The organism is Desulfonauticus submarinus, from assembly GCF_900104045.1.
Taxonomy (GTDB): domain Bacteria; phylum Desulfobacterota; class Desulfovibrionia; order Desulfovibrionales; family Desulfonatronovibrionaceae; genus Desulfonauticus; species Desulfonauticus submarinus.
In genome coordinates, this window is sequence record NZ_FNIN01000002.1 from 83,659 (window position 1) to 101,634 (window position 17,976).

General features: G+C 33.2%; 20 protein-coding genes. 12 read left to right on the forward strand and 8 right to left on the reverse strand.

Annotation, left to right across the window (positions count from 1 at the left end):
* Positions 1-16: 16 nt before the first annotated feature.
* The 7 genes from BLP60_RS02895 to BLP60_RS02925 all read right to left on the reverse strand — a co-directional run bounded on the left by BLP60_RS02895 (position 17) and on the right by BLP60_RS02925 (position 6,142).
* Positions 17-439, reverse strand: a complete 423-nt coding sequence (locus tag BLP60_RS02895; RefSeq protein ID WP_092063150.1) for a F0F1 ATP synthase subunit B — start codon at positions 437-439, stop codon at positions 17-19.
* Between the two features lie 143 nt (positions 440-582).
* Positions 583-951 carry a bactofilin family protein gene (locus BLP60_RS02900; RefSeq protein WP_092063153.1) on the reverse strand — a complete coding sequence of 123 codons (369 nt, stop codon included), beginning with the start codon at positions 949-951 and terminating at the stop codon, positions 583-585.
* Positions 952-961: 10 nt separating this feature from the next.
* On the reverse strand, positions 962-2,071 hold the full coding sequence (gene rodA / locus BLP60_RS02905) for a rod shape-determining protein RodA (RefSeq protein ID WP_434963925.1): 1,110 nt from the start codon (positions 2,069-2,071) through the stop codon (positions 962-964).
* A 2-nt stretch (positions 2,072-2,073) separates the two neighbouring features.
* On the reverse strand, positions 2,074-3,867 hold the full coding sequence (gene mrdA, locus BLP60_RS02910; protein WP_092063159.1) for a penicillin-binding protein 2: 1,794 nt from the start codon (positions 3,865-3,867) through the stop codon (positions 2,074-2,076).
* Positions 3,842-4,294: a hypothetical protein gene (locus BLP60_RS02915; protein WP_092063162.1), complete on the reverse strand. Its 453-nt coding sequence runs from the start codon at positions 4,292-4,294 to the stop codon at positions 3,842-3,844. The genes mrdA and BLP60_RS02915 overlap by 26 nt, the downstream gene beginning before the upstream one ends.
* The gene (gene mreC, locus BLP60_RS02920; RefSeq protein WP_159427677.1) at positions 4,291-5,001 is read right to left on the reverse strand and encodes a rod shape-determining protein MreC; all 711 of its coding nucleotides are present in this window, start codon (positions 4,999-5,001) and stop codon (positions 4,291-4,293) included. The genes BLP60_RS02915 and mreC overlap by 4 nt, the downstream gene beginning before the upstream one ends.
* A 100-nt stretch (positions 5,002-5,101) precedes the next feature.
* Positions 5,102-6,142, reverse strand: coding sequence for a rod shape-determining protein (locus BLP60_RS02925; RefSeq protein ID WP_092063167.1), 1,041 nt, complete (start codon positions 6,140-6,142; stop codon positions 5,102-5,104).
* Between the two features lie 41 nt (positions 6,143-6,183).
* Between BLP60_RS02925 and mnmL the strand changes: the two genes are divergently transcribed.
* From mnmL to BLP60_RS02955, 6 genes are read left to right on the forward strand one after another with little or no spacing between them, the layout of a single operon-like run.
* Entirely contained in the window at positions 6,184-7,095 is a 912-nt protein-coding gene (gene mnmL, locus BLP60_RS02930) for a tRNA modification radical SAM protein MnmL/YtqA (protein WP_092063170.1), read from the forward strand.
* The gene (locus tag BLP60_RS02935) at positions 7,095-7,577 is read left to right on the forward strand and encodes a methylated-DNA--[protein]-cysteine S-methyltransferase (protein WP_092063172.1); all 483 of its coding nucleotides are present in this window, start codon (positions 7,095-7,097) and stop codon (positions 7,575-7,577) included. Before mnmL ends, BLP60_RS02935 begins: the two co-directional genes overlap by 1 nt.
* Before the next feature lie 41 nt (positions 7,578-7,618).
* Positions 7,619-8,215 (forward strand): TetR/AcrR family transcriptional regulator, encoded by a 597-nt coding sequence (locus tag BLP60_RS02940; protein WP_092063175.1) that lies wholly within the window; start codon positions 7,619-7,621, stop codon positions 8,213-8,215.
* The gene (locus tag BLP60_RS02945; RefSeq protein WP_092063178.1) at positions 8,202-9,413 is read left to right on the forward strand and encodes an HlyD family secretion protein; all 1,212 of its coding nucleotides are present in this window, start codon (positions 8,202-8,204) and stop codon (positions 9,411-9,413) included. The genes BLP60_RS02940 and BLP60_RS02945 overlap by 14 nt, the downstream gene beginning before the upstream one ends.
* A gap of 22 nt (positions 9,414-9,435) precedes the next feature.
* Positions 9,436-10,986, forward strand: a complete 1,551-nt coding sequence (locus BLP60_RS02950; protein WP_200779099.1) for a DHA2 family efflux MFS transporter permease subunit — start codon at positions 9,436-9,438, stop codon at positions 10,984-10,986.
* A 4-nt stretch (positions 10,987-10,990) separates the two neighbouring features.
* Complete coding sequence (locus BLP60_RS02955) at positions 10,991-12,286, forward strand: TolC family protein (protein WP_092063184.1); 1,296 nt, start codon at positions 10,991-10,993, stop codon at positions 12,284-12,286.
* Between the two features lie 29 nt (positions 12,287-12,315).
* Here the strand turns inward: BLP60_RS02955 and BLP60_RS02960 are convergent, their stop codons facing one another.
* Positions 12,316-14,745 carry a Lon protease family protein gene (locus tag BLP60_RS02960; RefSeq protein WP_234970937.1) on the reverse strand — a complete coding sequence of 810 codons (2,430 nt, stop codon included), beginning with the start codon at positions 14,743-14,745 and terminating at the stop codon, positions 12,316-12,318.
* 392 nt (positions 14,746-15,137) lie between these two features.
* On the opposite strand from BLP60_RS02960, the gene BLP60_RS02965 reads away from it, so the two are divergent.
* The 6 genes from BLP60_RS02965 to rpmE all read left to right on the forward strand — a co-directional run bounded on the left by BLP60_RS02965 (position 15,138) and on the right by rpmE (position 17,970).
* Positions 15,138-15,386 (forward strand): AtpZ/AtpI family protein, encoded by a 249-nt coding sequence (locus BLP60_RS02965; RefSeq protein WP_092063187.1) that lies wholly within the window; start codon positions 15,138-15,140, stop codon positions 15,384-15,386.
* Positions 15,370-15,789, forward strand: coding sequence for an ATP synthase subunit I (locus tag BLP60_RS02970; RefSeq protein WP_092063190.1), 420 nt, complete (start codon positions 15,370-15,372; stop codon positions 15,787-15,789). Before BLP60_RS02965 ends, BLP60_RS02970 begins: the two co-directional genes overlap by 17 nt.
* 3 nt (positions 15,790-15,792) lie before the next feature.
* Positions 15,793-16,497: a F0F1 ATP synthase subunit A gene (gene atpB, locus BLP60_RS02975; protein WP_092063193.1), complete on the forward strand. Its 705-nt coding sequence runs from the start codon at positions 15,793-15,795 to the stop codon at positions 16,495-16,497.
* Positions 16,498-16,553: 56 nt separating this feature from the next.
* Positions 16,554-16,877, forward strand: coding sequence for an ATP synthase F0 subunit C (atpE, locus tag BLP60_RS02980; protein WP_092063196.1), 324 nt, complete (start codon positions 16,554-16,556; stop codon positions 16,875-16,877).
* Between the two features lie 82 nt (positions 16,878-16,959).
* Complete coding sequence (locus BLP60_RS02985) at positions 16,960-17,616, forward strand: redox-sensing transcriptional repressor Rex (protein WP_092063199.1); 657 nt, start codon at positions 16,960-16,962, stop codon at positions 17,614-17,616.
* A 132-nt stretch (positions 17,617-17,748) separates the two neighbouring features.
* Positions 17,749-17,970, forward strand: a complete 222-nt coding sequence (gene rpmE / locus BLP60_RS02990; protein WP_092063202.1) for a 50S ribosomal protein L31 — start codon at positions 17,749-17,751, stop codon at positions 17,968-17,970.
* Positions 17,971-17,976: the final 6 nt, after the last annotated feature.

A 17,976-nucleotide genomic window follows, 5' to 3' on the forward strand; every position in this document is an offset into this window, starting at 1 on the left:
CTCCTTAGCCCTATTTTTAGGCCTCTCCTAAAATCTTGGAGGCCACTTTTGCCGCATAATCATTAACCTTAGCCTCTAAAGACTTTAAGGCAGCACTTTTTTCTTGCTCAAATTTAGCTCGAGCAGCCTTAATAACTTCTGCAGCTTCGGACATGGCAGCACTCAACAAAGCTTTCTCTTCTACATACCCTTCTTCTTTGAGTTGCCCACGTACTTCTTGGGCCTTTTTTCTTGCTTCATCTAAAGCTGACTCATATGAACCCAATTTTTCTTCTGCTGCACTAGTAAACTTCTCTATCTCCTCCATTCTAGAACTCATAAGCTCCGCACGCTTGCGCATAATTCCACGAATGGGTCGGTACAAAATGAGGTTCAAAACTAGGAGAGCAATTAGAAAATTAACTAATTGAATAAAAAAGGTAAAATTTAACTCTATCATAGTGCCCCCTTCAAAGTATGTGAATTTTTGTTCAAAGTCATTCGGGCTTTAGCTAATTTAACGCCTTGTGTCAAAGAGTTTTTCATAAAAACTCTTTAAAGCAAGCCCATTTTTCTGTTGTAAACGCTTGGTTGTTAAAGATTTCACATATTTTCTTGTACTTCTTCTATTGTCTCGCTATTACCAAGGTTACTCATACTTACCTTGCCGTGAATTTTTGCTCCTTCTTCCACAACCAAAATATTGGTATCTAAATTGCCTAAGAATTCAGCTCCTTTATAAAATACAGCCTTACTCTGAACCTTAACTTCCCCCTCTATTCTCCCACTAACCACTAGTTGATCGACTTTGACCACTCCTTTTACTTTTGCTTCTTGACCAACTACCAAAGTTCCAACAGAATCAATCTCGCCTGTAAAACTCCCATCTAGTCTTACAGTACCCTCAAATACTAGTTTCCCTTCATAATGCGTACCTTTCCCTAAAAAGGCATTGAACTCATCTTTTGCCATCTCTTCACTCCTAGACATTTTTGAAAATAAACCTGCGCATACCAACATTTATCACCAACCCCACTAAAATAAAATTTATAACTAAAGAAGTTCCACCATAACTAATAAAAGGTAATGGAACCCCTACCACGGGCATAAGCCCTAAAACCATTCCCATATTAATCACAATTTGAATCAAAAAATAAAAAAATATGCCTATTACCAAATAGCGACCAAATCTGTCTTTTGCTTGAAAAGCAATCTGCAACATCTGATATAGGAAAAAACAAAATAAAAAAAGTAAAAATATTGCTCCTACAAATCCCCATTCTTCTGCAAAAACTGCAAAAGCAAAGTCTGTATGTTTCTCAGGTAAAAATCTAAGCTGACTTTGACTGCCAGCAAGAAACCCCTTGCCCCAAAATCTACCAGAACCAATAGCAATTTGAGATTGAATAATATGATAACCAGCACCTAATGGATCTCTCGATGGGTCAAGAAAATTTAAAATCCTCTCTTTTTGATAGTCATGCAAACAAAACCACGAAACTGGTAACACTACCGGGATAAAAAAAATTAGAATTTTAGCTATTGATCTCTGAATCCCCTTATAAAATACCATTCCTCCTATAGAAGCTAATAATAATATCGCTGTTCCTAAATCCGGTTGTTTTATGATTAAAAAAAACGGAATAAATACCAAAAAAGATATTTTATATAATACTTTTTTATTAATAACATCTTCATATTTACTTAATAAATACGCAACTAAAATAATAGTACTAATCTTTGCAAGTTCACTTGGTTGAAAATTAAAAAATCCTAAATCTATCCAACGACGAGCACCATAAACAACTTTTCCTATCCAAAATACAAGTAATAGAGAACATATCGATGCAAAATATAAATACCATGCAAAATATTTTAAATGCCTATAATCAAACAAAATAATAAATAAAAATCCCAAAAAACCAATGCAACCCCAAATAATTTGTTTAATAAAGAAAGGAGTAACATTTATCCCCTGTTCAAATCTATAGGCACTAGCAGAGTATAAATTTATAACTCCAACTAAAAATAAAGCACAAACTACCAAAATAAGTTTAAAATCTATATTCTCTACTAATCGTCTATCAAACATATTTATTCGCTACTTTTTCTTAACAAATACTCATAAATTGATTTTACAATTGGTCCACTTCCCGAGGCTCCGTGTCCTCCATGCTCCATTAAGCAAACTACTACATACTTTTTTCCTTTAATTATTCCAAAACTAGCCATCCAAGCATGATCTCTATACTTATAGGGAACGTCTTTATTTTTTTTCTTATCATCTTTTAATTTTACTACTTGAGCAGTACCTGTTTTAGCTCCAAGGACAACTCCCTTTATTTTTAAACATCTAGCTGTCCCCTGTTCACTTTCTACTGTTTCTATCATAGCAGAAAGGATCTTTTCTCTATTTCTTTTATTAATTGGTAAAATTTGGGGAGTTAATCTCTTTTCATTTAAAAATAAAGAGGGAGTATAGGAAATCCCATTATTAACTAATCCCGATATAAACCTAGCAACTTGAAGCGGAGTTACTAAAACATATCCTTGACCAATAGCTACATTTAAATTTTCTCCTCCTTGCCATGGCTCTTTAAATCTCTTTAGTTTCCAAGCTCTAGAAGGAATAAGTCCTGATTTCTCAAAAGGTAAAGCAATGCCTGTGGTTTTACCAAACCCACATTCCAATGCAAAATCATGAAGCAAATCAATATCTATATCTTCTCCTCTACTATAAAAATAAACATCACAGGATTCCACTAAGGCCCTTCTTAAATCTACCCATCCATGTCCAACTCGCTTCCAGCATCTAAATATTCTTCTTCCTAATTTTAAATATCCAGGACAAAAAATCTTTTCTTGATCAAAAAATTGAGGAACCTTTTCCAGTAAAAAAGCAGCTACCACCAATTTAAAGACAGATCCAGGAGGATAAAGGCCCTGAATTACCTTATTTCTTAAAGGATGTAATGGATTCTTAACTAAGCTCTCCCAGTCCTTACTACTAATTCCTAAAACAAATTTGTTACTATCATACCCAGGTGAACTTACCAAAGCCAAAACCTGACCTGTTTCTGGCCGCATTACAACAACAGCTCCTGCTTTTTCCTCTAAAATATTATAAATATAGCGCTGAAGATCTAAATCTAGGCTCAAGGATAAATCAATTCCTGGGATAGGAGGCTTTACTATTTCTTCCTTAAATACTCTTCCCAACGCATTAACTTCTAATTTTTTTATTCCCTTTTTACCTCTAAGCCTTTTCTCTAAAACTTTTTCAATCCCCCCTTTACCTATATAATCCCCTGAATCCAACTCAGGATCCTCACTTAGCTCTTTTTCATCTACAATCCCCACATATCCCAACACATGAGAAAAAGGTTTGCTAAACTTATAATGCCTTCTGGGTCTTACAATAATTCTAAAACCTGGCCACTCTGAAATACGGGCCTCAAGCCGAGCTAGGTCCCTAAATGATAAATTAGAAACTAATACCAACGGTTCAAAAGGTTTAACCCGCTTTACTCTTTTTTTAAACTTTTTAACAATGGTTTCTAAATTTATTTTTAGTATGTTAGAAGCAAACCTTAAGTAAAATTTACATGAATGTTGCCTACAATCCTCCCTAACTATAGCCAAATCATAAGCAGGTTCATTATATGCCAGGAGTCTACCATTTCGATCAAAAATAAGCCCTCTTGGAGCATATATCTTTGTCAATCTAGTTCTATTATCTAATGACTTTTTAGCAAAAAAATCTCCTTTTAAAATTTGTAAAAACCAAAGCCGTAAACCAAAAACAATAAAAACAACAACAATTGCTCCTATTAGAATTTTTGAAGAATAATCTTCTTCCCAATTAATTTTTGGTTTTAGTAAATTCATAGTTAAAGCAACAAAATTCTAGTATAAAATATAAAAAAATATTTAGTGTAAAATACAAAAATACATTAAATCCTTGAATATAAATATTTTGAAGATAAGACAAAATATACACAATAAAGTGTAAACTACACGATAGTATGAAAAAATAGATAAAATCAAATATTATATTGTCTGAAGAAATATATACTTTTAAAGACCAAAAAATAAAAAACTGTACAAAAAGGAAAGGGAAAAATATACCAAAATGTAAAAGAGAAGCACCTTCCTCAAGAACAACAACAAACAATCCATATATCCAAAACAAACTATATTCATCTTTTTTTAAAAGAAATAACAAAATAGGACTAAATAGCTCAGGAACATCTATATATTTCATCAAATTAATTGTTAAAAAAGTATATATAAAAAAAAAACCTATTTTTTTCATTTTAACATCACAAGAACAACATTTTGCAAGTAAGGATCAACTTCAAAAGAAACTTTTATCTTTAAAAACAAGGAAAGGTCGGTATTTCTAATGCTCTCGACTCTTGCTACAGGTAAACCTGGAGGAAAAATTTCATCTGTACCAGAAGTAAGTAACAATTCTCCTCTTTTTAATTTAGAACTTTGAGGAACATAGAGCAATGTACCTAATTTGCCATATCCTTCTCCTTTTATAATTCCAGGAACTCTACTTTGTTCTGAAATAACAGCTACTTTACTATTTGGATCTATGGCTAACAAAATAAGTGCAGAGTGGGGAGAAAGTTTTTGAATTTTTCCTATTAGCCCTTTTGGAGAAAAAACTGCTAGATCCTCTTTAAGTCCATCTCTATATCCTTTATTAATAATAACAGACTCCAGTAACCCTGATAGACCGAGTTTTTTCCCTATTATTCTCGCTCCAGTATATTTATACTGAGGAAACGGACGTAATTTAAAAATAGTAAAGAATTGATGTAAATACGTTAATTGATTTTTTAAAGCTAAATTTTCAACCTGAAGTTGTTCTAGATTCTTTTTTAAAAAATCATTTTCCTGTTTTACTCCAACTAAATAAATATAAGAAGTCCAAAAATCTTCTACTTGTTCAAAAATATAATCTATAGGACGCAAACCAACACCTACTATTTCTAACCCTGTTGAGCCCAAAAACTTATCTAATATTTTGGTTTTGGCATTAAGGGTGTAAATTAGAAGATAAAACAGCAAAAAATATAAAATAGCCCTAAAGGGCTTTACCTTCCAAGTGCTAATCTATGGTTACCTCCTTTAAAACATCTAAATTCTCTAACACTTTTCCAGCACCTAAAACTACAGTAGATAAAGGTTCATCTACTACCGTAATAGGTAAATCTGTAGCCTCTCTAAGTAAAGCATCTAAACCTCTTAATAAGGCTCCTCCTCCTGTAAGCACTATACCTCTATCTACGATATCTGCTGCAAGCTCTGGAGGAGTTTGCTCTAAGGCTAATTTTACAGCTTGCACAATGCTATCAACTTGCTCTGAAAGAGATTTTCTAATCTCTTCAGAAGTAATAGTAATATGCTGCGGAATCCCTGAAACTAAATTCCTCCCTTTAATCTCCATTTCAATTTCTTCTGTTAACGGATAGGCAGAACCTATTTTCATTTTTATCATTTCAGCAGTACTTTCACCTATTAACATATTATATTTACGCTTTACATGGTGAATTATTGCTTCATCCATTTTATCTCCACCAACTTTCACAGACCTACTATAAACAATTCCTGAAAGAGAAATCACCGCAACTTCTGTTGTACCTCCACCAATATCAACTACCATATTGGAAGTTGGTTCAGTAATAGGTAAATTTGCTCCAATAGCAGCAGCCATAGGCTCTTCTATTAAATAGACTTCTCTTGCTCCTGCACTTTGGGCAGATTCCCTAACAGCTCTTTTTTCCACTTGAGTAATCCCAGATGGTACTGCTACAATAATTCTTGGTCTTACTAACTTTCTACTGTTATGCACTCGACAAATAAAATGTCTAAGCATTGCCTCTGCAACTTCAAAATCTGCAATAACTCCATCTTTCATTGGACGAACAGCCACAATATTTCCTGGTGTTCTACCAAGCATTCTTTTGGCATCACTCCCCACAGCTAAAACTTTTTTACCATCTCTCACATCCCGCCGCACAGCTACTACTGAAGGCTCACTTAACACTATACCTTTCCCTTTTACATAAACACATGTATTAGCTGTTCCCAAATCAATAGCCAAATCTGTAGAAAATGTCCCTAAAATACTATTTACTATTTTAAACATTTAATTTACTCCATTATTCACAAAAAATAAAAAAATTCACCATGCAAAGATATTTAAGTCTAAATACCTACCTCCGCCAACAATTTGGACAACGAGTCCAAAAAATACCCCTAGATGCAAACTTTTCATGCCCTAACCGAGATGGCACTCTTTCTACACAAGGCTGTATTTTTTGCAACCCCAAAGGTTCTGGCACCAATCTAAGTAAACATGGTCTTAGTCTAACAGAGCAATACTTACTTTTTCAAGAAAAATTCAAACGTAAATATAAAGCAAAACTATTTCTTGCCTATCTCCAATCATATTCTAACACCTACGGACCTCTTGAAAAAATCAAATCAGTACTTGAGGAAATAAGAAACTTTCCTAATTTAGCAGGTATTTGCTTAGGGACTAGACCTGACTGTTTAAACCTAGAAAAAATCCAACTCATCAACTCTTTTAACTTTAAAGAAGTTTGGTTAGAAATTGGGCTCCAAAGCTCCAATGATAATACTCTAAAAATAATCAATCGAGGACATACAGCCAAAGACTTTGTCAACTCTGTGAATCTAGCTGCTAAATATAATATTAAAGTATGCGCTCATATAATAGCAGGTCTTCCTTTGGAAAACAAAAAGGACTTCATTCAGACTATCCATTTTCTCAATAAACTGCCAATCCACGGGATTAAATTTCATAATATATATGTGTGTAAAAACACTGTATTAGCCAAATGGTGGAAGCAAAAAAAATTTATTCCTTTCAGTCTTGAAGAGTATATAACCTGGTTAGGAGAAGCAATTGCTCATTTAAGACCAGACATTGTAGTACACCGCCTAAATGGAGATCCAGCTCCAGGAGAATTATTAGCCCCTTCTTGGGCTGGAAATAAAGCTTTAATATTACAAGCTATTAAAAATTATTTAGAAAAAAATAATATTATTCAAGGTCAAAAACTTTCTTCAAAATAATGCAAACCAAAATTATAACAGAAATTTTTAGCAACAATCTATTTAGCTTAGAAGTAAGTTGGCAAAATAATCTTATCATTCAAACTAAGATTAGCTTACCCCAAAAAGAAAAAATTTTATTCTACTCTTCTTACTCTTATCTCATTAAAAATAATCTCCAAAAATATATTACCCAAACTCCTATTAATTGGCTCGATCCTCCTCTTGCTTGGCATATTCTATCTCAGTTTAGCCAAACGGTTTTAAAAGTGCTCTTTAAAAAAGTTCAATTTGGCCAAACTGTTACCTACTCTAAACTGGCCTTGTGGATAAATAAGCCCAAAGCAGCAAGAGCCATTGGGCAAGTAATGGCCAGAAATCCATTCCCGCTCATCATTCCCTGTCATCGCGTGTTAGGAAAAAACAATCTCGGAGGATTCTCCAATGGACTTAAACTGAAAAAAATTCTACTCCAATTAGAAAATATAAAACTTTGTAAATAAAAAAATCTTGACTTTCATTGGTAAGTGAATATTTACTCACCATGCGCTTAAAGGGAAGTCAAAGACGAGAAAAAATATTAAAAGCAGCTAAAAAATTATTTGCCCAAAAAGGATTCAAGGGCACTACAACTAAAATGCTCGCCCAAGAAGCTGGAATTAGCGAAGCTTCTTTGTATAAATATTTTTCAAGCAAAGAGGAAATTTATTTAAATCTGTTAGAACAGAAAATTAAGGATATTGGTTTTTATTTTCCTTTAAAACCCAAAAACTCATTAAAAGAAACTTTAAAAAGCATTGTAGTCCAATTCTTAAAACGCAATACCAAGGATCCGTCGTTTGTAAAAATCTTTTTATATGCCTCTTTAGAAGAACACGAGATATCAAAAAATATTTTGAGCAAGCTCAGAAATATATTTTTCTCTCGTTTAGAGAGCTTATTTCAAATTTGGATCCAAGAGAAAAAAATAAAAAAAATGGATAAACACTTGCTTTCAAAATTCTTTTTTGCTCTTCTATATTATTCTTTACTTTTAAAAACAATTTTTCCTGACGATGAATTTAACGGTTATACAATAGAAGAGATCGCGAACAATCTAACAGAGATTTTTTTAGAAGGAGTTTTATATGAGCAAAAATAACAAAAAATTAAAATTAGCTACAATTGCCTTTCTCTCTTTAGGGCTTCTTTATTTCATATATTGGTACATATTCCTATATGGGACTGAATATACAGATGATGCCTATGTAGAAGCAGATATTGCCAGAGTATCCTCTAGAATTCCAGGCAATATTCAAAAAATTTATATAGATAATGACGACTACGTACAAAAAGGGGATCCTCTAATAGAGCTTGATCCCAAAGATATTTTAGCCCAAAAAAAAGTATTACTTTGTATCAAAAAAAGAATTTTAGCTCAAATAGAAGGAGAAAAAATACGTCTTCAGACCACAGATTCTAAAACCCTAGCTGCAGTAGAAGCAGCAGAGGCCAATCTTAAGGCAGCCAAATTGTTAAAGTCCCAAACAGAAAATCAAATTGCTACGCTGAGAAATCAACGCCAAGAAATTATTATTGCCCTTTCTCAAGCCCGCAAAGATCTTCAGCGGTTTATAAAGCTTTGGGAAAAACATCTTATTGCTAAACAAACACTTGAACAAAATCAAAATCTAGTAAAAACCTTGGAAGAAAAATTAAAGGCAGTAGAAAATCAAATCAAAGCAGCTCAAAAAGTCTCTGGTCAAGCCAAGGCAAAAATCAAAGCAGCCTTAGCAGTTCTCAAAAAAAATCAAGCCTTGAGAAAAGAATTAGCCTTAGTAAAGGCTAACTTAAAAGCTCTTAAAGCAAGTTTGGAGGAGATTAACGCCAAAATATCGCAGATAGATTTAAACTTATCTTATACAAAAATTAAAGCACCTATTTCTGGTTATATTGCGCAGAAAAAAATTCAGATCGGAGATCGAGTAATGCCAGGAGAACCTTTACTGGCAATTGTTCCTCTAGACAAAATCTATGTTGAAGCAAATTTTAAAGAAACCCAATTAACTCATATGTATATAGGCCAAAAGGCCATTATTAAACCAGATATTTATCCTAATTTAAAATTAGAAGGAAAGGTAATCGGTATTAGAGCAGGTACAGGGACTGTTTTTTCTCTCTTACCACCAGAAAATGCTGTAGGAAATTGGATAAAAGTAGTTCAAAGAGTTCCAGTAAAAATTATCTTCACCTCTCCTATACCCAAAGAATATCCCTTACGTGTAGGCTTATCTTTAGAAGTAACTGTTGACACAAGTAAAAAAACAGGACCTAGGCTCCGACAAGCTCTTAAAAACTAACTACTTTTTCAAGTATTGAATTATGCAAAAACAAGTAAAAGTAAATAAGTGGATTATAGCTCTTACAGTTATCTTACCTACTTTTATAGAAGTAATGGATACCAGTGTAGTTAATGTATCTTTACCACATATTCAAGGCAGTTTAAATGCAAGTGTAGATGAATCTACATGGGTTTTAACCAGCTATCTTGTATCAAACGCTATTATTATTCCTATAACTGGTTGGTTAGCTAATATGTTTGGCAGAAAACGCTATCTTTTATTTTCTATTATTCTATTTACCTTTAGTTCCCTTTTATGTGGAGCAGCTCCTAGCTTAGAAATACTAATAATTGCTCGCATTTTACAAGGAATTGGTGGCGGTGGATTACAACCTCTATCTCAAGCAATCTTACTTGAAACATTTCCTCCTAAAGAACATGGAGTTGCTATGGCTATATTTGGAATGGGAGTAGTTCTTGCGCCAACAGTAGGTCCAGTTTTAGGAGGATGGATCACAGACAATTTATCGTGGAGATGGATATTTTATATAAATTTACCAGCAGGTATTTTAGCAGTTTTATTTACCATAATGTTTATTTTTGACCCTGAATATATCAAAACAAAAACTAAACAATATATCGACTATATAGGGCTTAGCCTGCTCACCATAGGATTAGGAAGTTTACAAATTGTTTTAGATAAAGGGGAAATGGAAGACTGGTTTAACTCCAACTTTATTTTCACTTTAAGTATAATTGCGGCCATTACCCTAACTCTATTTGTAATCTGGGAGCTTAAAAGTAAACATCCTGTGGTTAACTTAAAAATATTTAAAGACAGAACCTTTACTTTAGGCAATATAATCATGTTTTTAGGATTCTTTGCTTTTTTTGGAGGAATTGTTCTTCTTCCTCTATATTTACAACAATTAATGGGATATACAGCCCTTTGGGCTGGTCTTATTTTAGGTCCAGGTGGTATTGCCACTCTCCTTATTATGCCTGTTGTTGGTGAAATGATGAGAAAAGGAGTACATCCAAAATATTTATTAGCAATAGGTATTGCTATTCTAGGTTATTCTCTTATCTTGATGAGTGACTTTAATTTACAAGCAGATTTTATATCCATAGCCTTCCCTCGAATCATCCAGGGAATAGGGCTGGGTTTATTCTTTGTCCCTTTAGCTGCAGCCACCTATGTCCATATTCCCAAACAAGAAATGGGAAACGCTACAGGTATATTTAACTTGCTTAGAAATTTAGGGGGAAGTTTTGGAACCGCAGCATCAACAACTCTCTTATCTCAACGTTCTCAATTTCATCAGCATCATCTAGTAGAACATATAACACCTTATAATCCATGGCTAAAACAAAAAGTACTTATGTTAAATTCTTTTATCGAACATAAATTAAATTTAATGCCCACAGGAAAAACACTGGCTCTTATATATAGAGAAGTAATAGCCCAGGCAAAAATGCTAGCATTTAATGATGCCTTTTTCATCTTCGGCATTATGATCTTTTTTTTAGTTCCATTGGCATTTTTTATGAGCTCTGCAAAACCAAGCCAAGATCACCTTATAGTGGAGTAAAGCTATGAAAAAAATCAATATTATCTTCTGGATGCTACTAAGTATTGCTTTCTTAAAACCAAGTTATGCAAGAACTTATACTCTCGAGCAACTTCTAAACTTAGGACTAAAAAACAATCCTCTTATTACAGCTTCTAAACATGCCTTACAAGCAGGAAAATATGGTGAAAAAGCTGCCCACAGTCAGATGGGACCGAAACTAACTTCTAAATATATATTTCTTCAAAAAGACAAAGCTCCAACTTTAAATGGCGTACAAATAGGAGATAAACATCTTTGGATTTTTGAATTAAACCTTCACCAACCTCTATTTACTGGAACATATCTTTTAAATTCCTATCAAAAAGCAAAAATACAAAAAGAACAACTATCTCAACAAATAAAAAAAGTAAGGTTAGAAATAGCGTTTCAGATAAAACAAACTTATTTTAACCTCCTCAAAGGAAAGGCACTAGTTAAAAGTATTTCTAAAAGTATTGAGCGTCTTCAAAATCATCTAAAGGTAATTGAAAATTTTTATAAACTTGGGTTAAAACCTAAAATAGAAGTACTGCAAGCAAAAACAGAATTAGCAAAAACAGAACAACAAATTATTGAAGCAAAAAATTTTGTTTCTACTCAAAAAGCTCTTTTAGCTACTCTTGCTAATTTATCTGAAGAACCTGAAGTTAAAGATACAACAAACCTAGAGTATATCCCGTTCTTATTGAGCTTAGCTAAATGTCAACAAGAGGCCTTAAAAAATAGACCTGAAATTTTTATTGCCCAAAAAAGTATAGAAGTAGCTGAAAAAGAAGAAAAAATGGCTAAAAGTGCTTTTTTCCCTCAAATTGGAGCAGATGCAACTTATTATAGATATGGAACTGATCCAGATGTAAAAGGAACACCTTATGAGCCACCTAGTAAATGGGAAGTAAGCATTGGAGCAAAATGGGTTTTATTTGAATCAGGAAGCACTATGTTTAAAGTAAAACAAGCAAAACAAAATATTTATCGACTAAAGTCAATTTACCACGACTTAAAAAACAAAATTAAACTAGAAGTAAAAACAGCTTATCTCAATCTTCAAAGTGCTAAACAAAGTATTTTGGCTACTAAAAAAGCCCTTGCAGAGGCCAAAGAAACCTTTCTTTTAGCTACAGCAAGATATGAAGCCAATTTGGGTTCAAATACAGATGTATTAGATGCGCAAGCCAAATTAACTGAGGCTGAAAGTAAGTACATTAGCGCTTTGGCAAATTATAATATTGCTCTTGCCAATCTACAAAAAAGTATGGGACAAGAAGAAATTATACAATAAGTTTTCTCATATTTTAAATTGTCACTTAGTTAATTCCTTACTTTTCTTACCTTTTTTTCTGCCAAATAAGCAAGCTCACGCAAACGTCTATCCACTGCAGCGTAAATAGAATTAGGACTAAAGCCTCCTTTACGTAATCTTTGTCCTGCTCTTTTGCCAGTTAAAATCTCTAATGCCTCTTCAATAGTTTTTACAGCATAAATATGAAACCATCCCTGTCTTACCGCGTCTATAACATCATCTTTTAACATAAGATGCTCTACATTATCATAAGGAATAATAACCCCTTGATTACCTGTAAAACCTCTTCTTTTACACACATCAAAAAAGCCTTCTATTTTTCTAGATACAGCTCCTACCGCCATAATTTGTCCAGATTGGCTAACAGCACCTGTAAAAGCCAAACCCAAATTAATAGGCACGCCAGATAAAGCAGAAAGTAATGCAGCAAGTTCTGCTCCTGAAGCAGAGTCCCCATCTATATGGGCATAACTTTGCTCAAAACAAAGGCTACCAGCCAAAACCAGAGGTTTATCTTGAGCAAATAAATTTTGTAAATAACTTTTTAAAATCATCATCCCTTTTGTATGGATTGGACCTCCAAGCTCTGCTTCCCTTTCCAAATCAATAATTCCTCCATGTCCAACACCAACAGTACAAGAAATCTGATGAGGTAAAGCCATAATATAATCACCTATCTCCACAACAGATAGTCCATTGGCTTTACCTATTACAAAGCCACTTGTTTTTACTTTAATAAGCTCTCTATCATAATCTTCCATAAATTCTTGTTCATATAGATTTAATCTAAACTGTCTATTATAAAGAGCTTTTTTAATACTATCTATATCAACCTTTTTCTTATTTTTAATTTCTGCTAATGCAGATGCCTCTATCATAATATCACTTATAGTAGAAAAGTTGAGAGACATCTTTTTTTGATCTTCGCAAATAGTACTAGCAAAATCTACTAATTCAGCTAATGCCTTTCTAGAAAAAGGAAGTAATTTTTTTTCTCTTGCAATATCTCCAAGGGTACATAAATAATTATAAATATTTTTATCTGTTCTAGAGACACTACTTTGCATGTGGGCTTTTAATTTAAATAACTTTGGGAAGCGATCATCCTGAACATATAACGCTTCATATATTTCATCTGTACCAATCAAGATAACTTTAATATCTAACGGAATAGGCTCGGGTTCAATAGTTTTAGTTCTAATTAAATCATACTGATCTCCTGGGTCTTCTAAGGTTAAAAAACCTTTTTTTAAAGCTCTTAATAATCCTTCCCAAGCAGTAGGATGACTTAAAATATCCTCTATTTTTAAAATTAAAAAACCCCCATTTGCCCTATGTAAACTTCCACTTTTTAAAAGCGTAAAATCAGTATAATAAGTGCCAAGTTCTGTTTCTCTTTCTATGCATCCTAACAGGTTAAAATAATTGGGATTGTCTTCCACAATAATAGGTACACTTTTCTGTTCGGAATTATCCACAAACAAATTAACTTCATATCTTTCAAAAAAGTCTTCTCCACTACCACCTAAAAGATCCTGAGCCAATGAGCTTGGACCTTCTTTGTGCCTAAAATGATCTAAGTTATCCAAAATATCATCTTTTAATTTTTGTAAAAAATCCACTACAGAGGGAAATTGCTCAAATTCTTTTACCACTCTATCAAGAGCCCTTTCTATTTTTTTTAGAGCAACCTCTTGCTCTAATTTCCGTTCATTTTTTCTAAAATCCTCTTCCTGCTTGCCCATTTTCCGAGTGTAATTAATAAGGACTTCCATTACCTTATTACTTTTAGTGCGTAATTTCTTTCTTAAAGATGGATCCAACTTTTCAAATTCTTCTGGGGTTAAAACTTTTCCCTCCCAAAGCGGATATAAAGTAAGGCTATCTTCTTCCATGTTGAGGCTAAATCCATCTTTTTGGGCCTCTTGCTCCATTTTATCAATTATCTTGTCTCGTAAATCTTGATAATTTTGTACAAGGTGGTCATGCTTTTTTATAAAGCTCTCTTGCTCAAAGGCCATAGGAATAGACTCTTTTAGTTCCTCTATTGCTTGATGAAGCTGTTTTTTAAAAATCTTACCCAATCCAGCAGGCAAACTTATAGCTTTTGGTTTATCAGGATTTTCAAAATTATAAACATATAACCAATCGTTAGGTGGAGATGTGTCTTTAAGTTTTTGTTTTAAAAACCTAGTTACAAAATAGGTTCTTCCTATCCCTTGCTCACCAGCTACATATACATTATATCCTTTATGTCTGATTCTTAAGGCCATTTCTAAAGTTTCATAGGCCCTCTTTTGGAAAATACCAAGCTTAGAGGCAGGAGCCTTTGAACTATCTACAAAAGGAACTCTTGTAGTATAAAGCTTTACTTTCAACTTAGAAACAGGAAGGGCACAACGATGTCTCTTCCCATTTATTAATTTTACTTCTCCCAACTATTCACCTCCTCAACAAAATATCTAAAAAAATCCTAAACCTAGGTATAATCAAAGGCAAGCAATAAATTAACGCTTCCTAAAGAAAAAATATTTTTTATAGATAGTCTTACTACTTGCCTAAAAATCAAAATAACACAATTTTTTATAGATTTTTAACAAATTATTATATCTGAAAAAACACAACTTCTTTAACAAAGTAACTATTTCCAAATATTAGGCTAACTATTTTTAATTTTAAATTAATACACCCCACTTTAAATTTTCTAAATTCCTTGTGAAGAAAAAAACAAAAGATTGACTACTTGACTTACCTTATGCTAGGAAGCAGGCATTGTGAATGTTTGAACGCAAAGAATCAGTATTCAAACTTGAAGGAGAAAGGCTATTTTATGCTCTTTAAAAAAAGAGATAGCGTAGTGTGGCAGACTTTAAGCAAAGCCAGTTTAATTGGAATTCACTTGGTTTCTTGTACTTTTGTTGGGCTATTAATAGGTTATTATCTTGATAAGTGGTTAGGAACAAAACCTTGGCTTTTAATTGCTTTTTTAATCTTTGGAATAGCTGCTGGATTTAAAAACATGTATCTAGAAACCAAAAAAATCCAAGAGGCTGATAAAAAAGGTGAAGACCATTCATAAAAAAATAGAAAAATTTCTTTACTCGCGAGGATTCCAAATAGAAGGAACTCGCATTTTGATGAGGAATCAAATTTATTTTAGCATACTGGGTTGTTTTATAGCAATTATCTTAGGGTATTCCACTTGGGCATTGGATTTTATTATCGGAGTATTGCTAGGTAGTTTTAATTTCTATTTTTTAGCTAAATTTGTTCAAGAAATAATTCATATTAAAAAGGGAGCTTTGGCTGCCTTACTTTTTCATTTTTATTTGCGTTTAGCAGTAACAGGCTTAATTTTATTTTATGTGATTGTATATTTTAAAGTCAATATAGTTGCCCTATTGGGTGGCTTAAGTATAGTTATTGTAAATGTATTGTTCTATGGATTAAATTTAGTGGGGGAAAAATTTAAGGAGGCATAGTCAATGGCAGAAGGATTACATCCAATTTTCTTGTTGGAAGAAGCTGTAAAAATGATAGGGTTAGTTGATGCCCATGGACACAGTTTAATACCTAACAATGTACTTTATTCATGGGCAGTAATGGGTCTCTTAATCTTTTTTGGTTGGTTAGCCACAAAAAATATTTCCATGGTTCCGAGAGGGGTACAAAACTTCTTCGAATTTTTAATAGGTTCGTTAGAAGACTTTGTGGTAACCAATATGGGAGAAGATGGAAGAAAAGTATTCCCTGTACTCGCAACTTTATTCATTTATATTTTTTGTTGTAATGTAAGTGGTCTTATTCCTGGAGGTGATTCTCCAACTGCTAATATAAATACAAATGCCTCGATGGCTGTATTTGTGTTCCTTTACTACAATTACTGGGGAATAAGAAGGCATGGAATAAAGTATATAAAACACTTTATGGGACCTTATTGGTGGCTAGCACCTATTATGTTTCCTATAGAAATTGTGAGTCATCTTGCTAGACCTTTATCTCTTACTTTACGTCTCTTTGGAAACATCATGGGTGAGGATATCGTTTTAGCTTTGCTTTTTATCCTCGCACCTGTAGTGTCCACTTTACCCATGTACTTTTTATTTCTATTAGCTGATTTTATTCAAGCTTTTGTATTTTTTATGTTATCTATGCTGTATCTCAAAGGAGCCTTTGAAGAAGCTCATTAGAATGGGGGGAATTGGTCTTTTGACCAAATTTAAATATTATTTTTTAGGAGGTTGTTATGCGTAAGGTTTTATTGGTTGCTTTAAACACTGTTGCTTTTATTGTAATGGCTAGTGTAGCTTTTGCTGCTGAAGCTGCTCCAGAAGTTATTTCCTTAACTTCTATTGCTACTGCTCTTGGTATGGCTCTTGCTGCTGCTGGTTGTGGAATCGGACAGGGCTTAGGTCTTAAAGCTGCTTGTGAAGGCACTGCTAGAAACCCAGAAGCTAGTGGTAAAATTACAGTAACCATGCTCATCGGCTTGGCCATGATTGAGTCCTTGGCTATTTATGCTTTGGTTGTTAATTTGATTCTCTTGTTTGCTAATCCTTTCTTGGGTTAAGTTAAAAAGTACAAATGGGGAAAGTTTAAAATAAACTTTCCCCTCTTTTTTTAAAGAAAATACTTGTTAAAAAATTCACACAATGCTTAACCTAAAAAACGAAAAAATCCCAAGAGCTACAATCACAAGACTTGCCCTCTATGTCCAACAGCTAGAAGTTTTAGAACAAGAGGGGGAAAAAGTTGTATCTTCTGAAAAATTAGCAAGAGCCTGTGGAGTAAATCCCTCTCAAATTAGAAAAGATTTAGCTTATTTTGGAGAGTTTGGAGTAAGAGGGGTTGGGTATTATGTATATGAACTAAAAGAAGCTATAAAAAAGAGCTTGGGATTAGATCGTGTTTGGAACGTGGTTTTAGTAGGTGTAGGTAACTTAGGTAGGGCTCTACTTCGACATCACGTACTTAGAAAAAGAGGGTTTGTCATTGTTGGAGCCTTTGATTGTGATCCTTTTAAAATAGGAGAGGAAATAGCAGGACTAGAAGTAATGTGTTCTAGCAACTTACCTACAAAAATCAAAGAATTAAATGCTGAAATTGGAATTATAACAACTCCTCCAGAACGAGCCCAAAGGGCAGCTAATTACTTAATTAGAGGTGGGATTAAAGGAATTGTAAACTTTGCTCCTGCCAGAATTGCAGCACCTGAAAAGGTAGTAGTAGAATATGTAGATTTCATCAATCATCTCTTTTCAGCTGCCTTCCAAATTTCTCTCAACCAATCAAAAGGATTTTATTCATAAAAAACTTCCAAAACGCAAACTTCAGTAACACTATCTACTATTTTTCCAGGATATTAAAAAAATCTTGCCATTTGAAAATCTCTACGGTAACTAGATTCCTCTTGAGCTTATTTTAGTTAGAGGAGGATTAAAATGAAAAAAGAAATTCATCCTAAAATGTATAACACAACAGTAGTGTGTTCTTGTGGTTATTCTTTTGAAACCAAGTCTACTGCTGGAGAAAAAATTATGGTGGAAATTTGCTCTAATTGCCATCCATTTTTTACTGGCCAACAAAAATTTGTAGATACTGCAGGAAGGATAGATCGTTTCCGTCGTAAATACGCTAAATTCCAAAAGAAAGAAGATAAATAATATTTA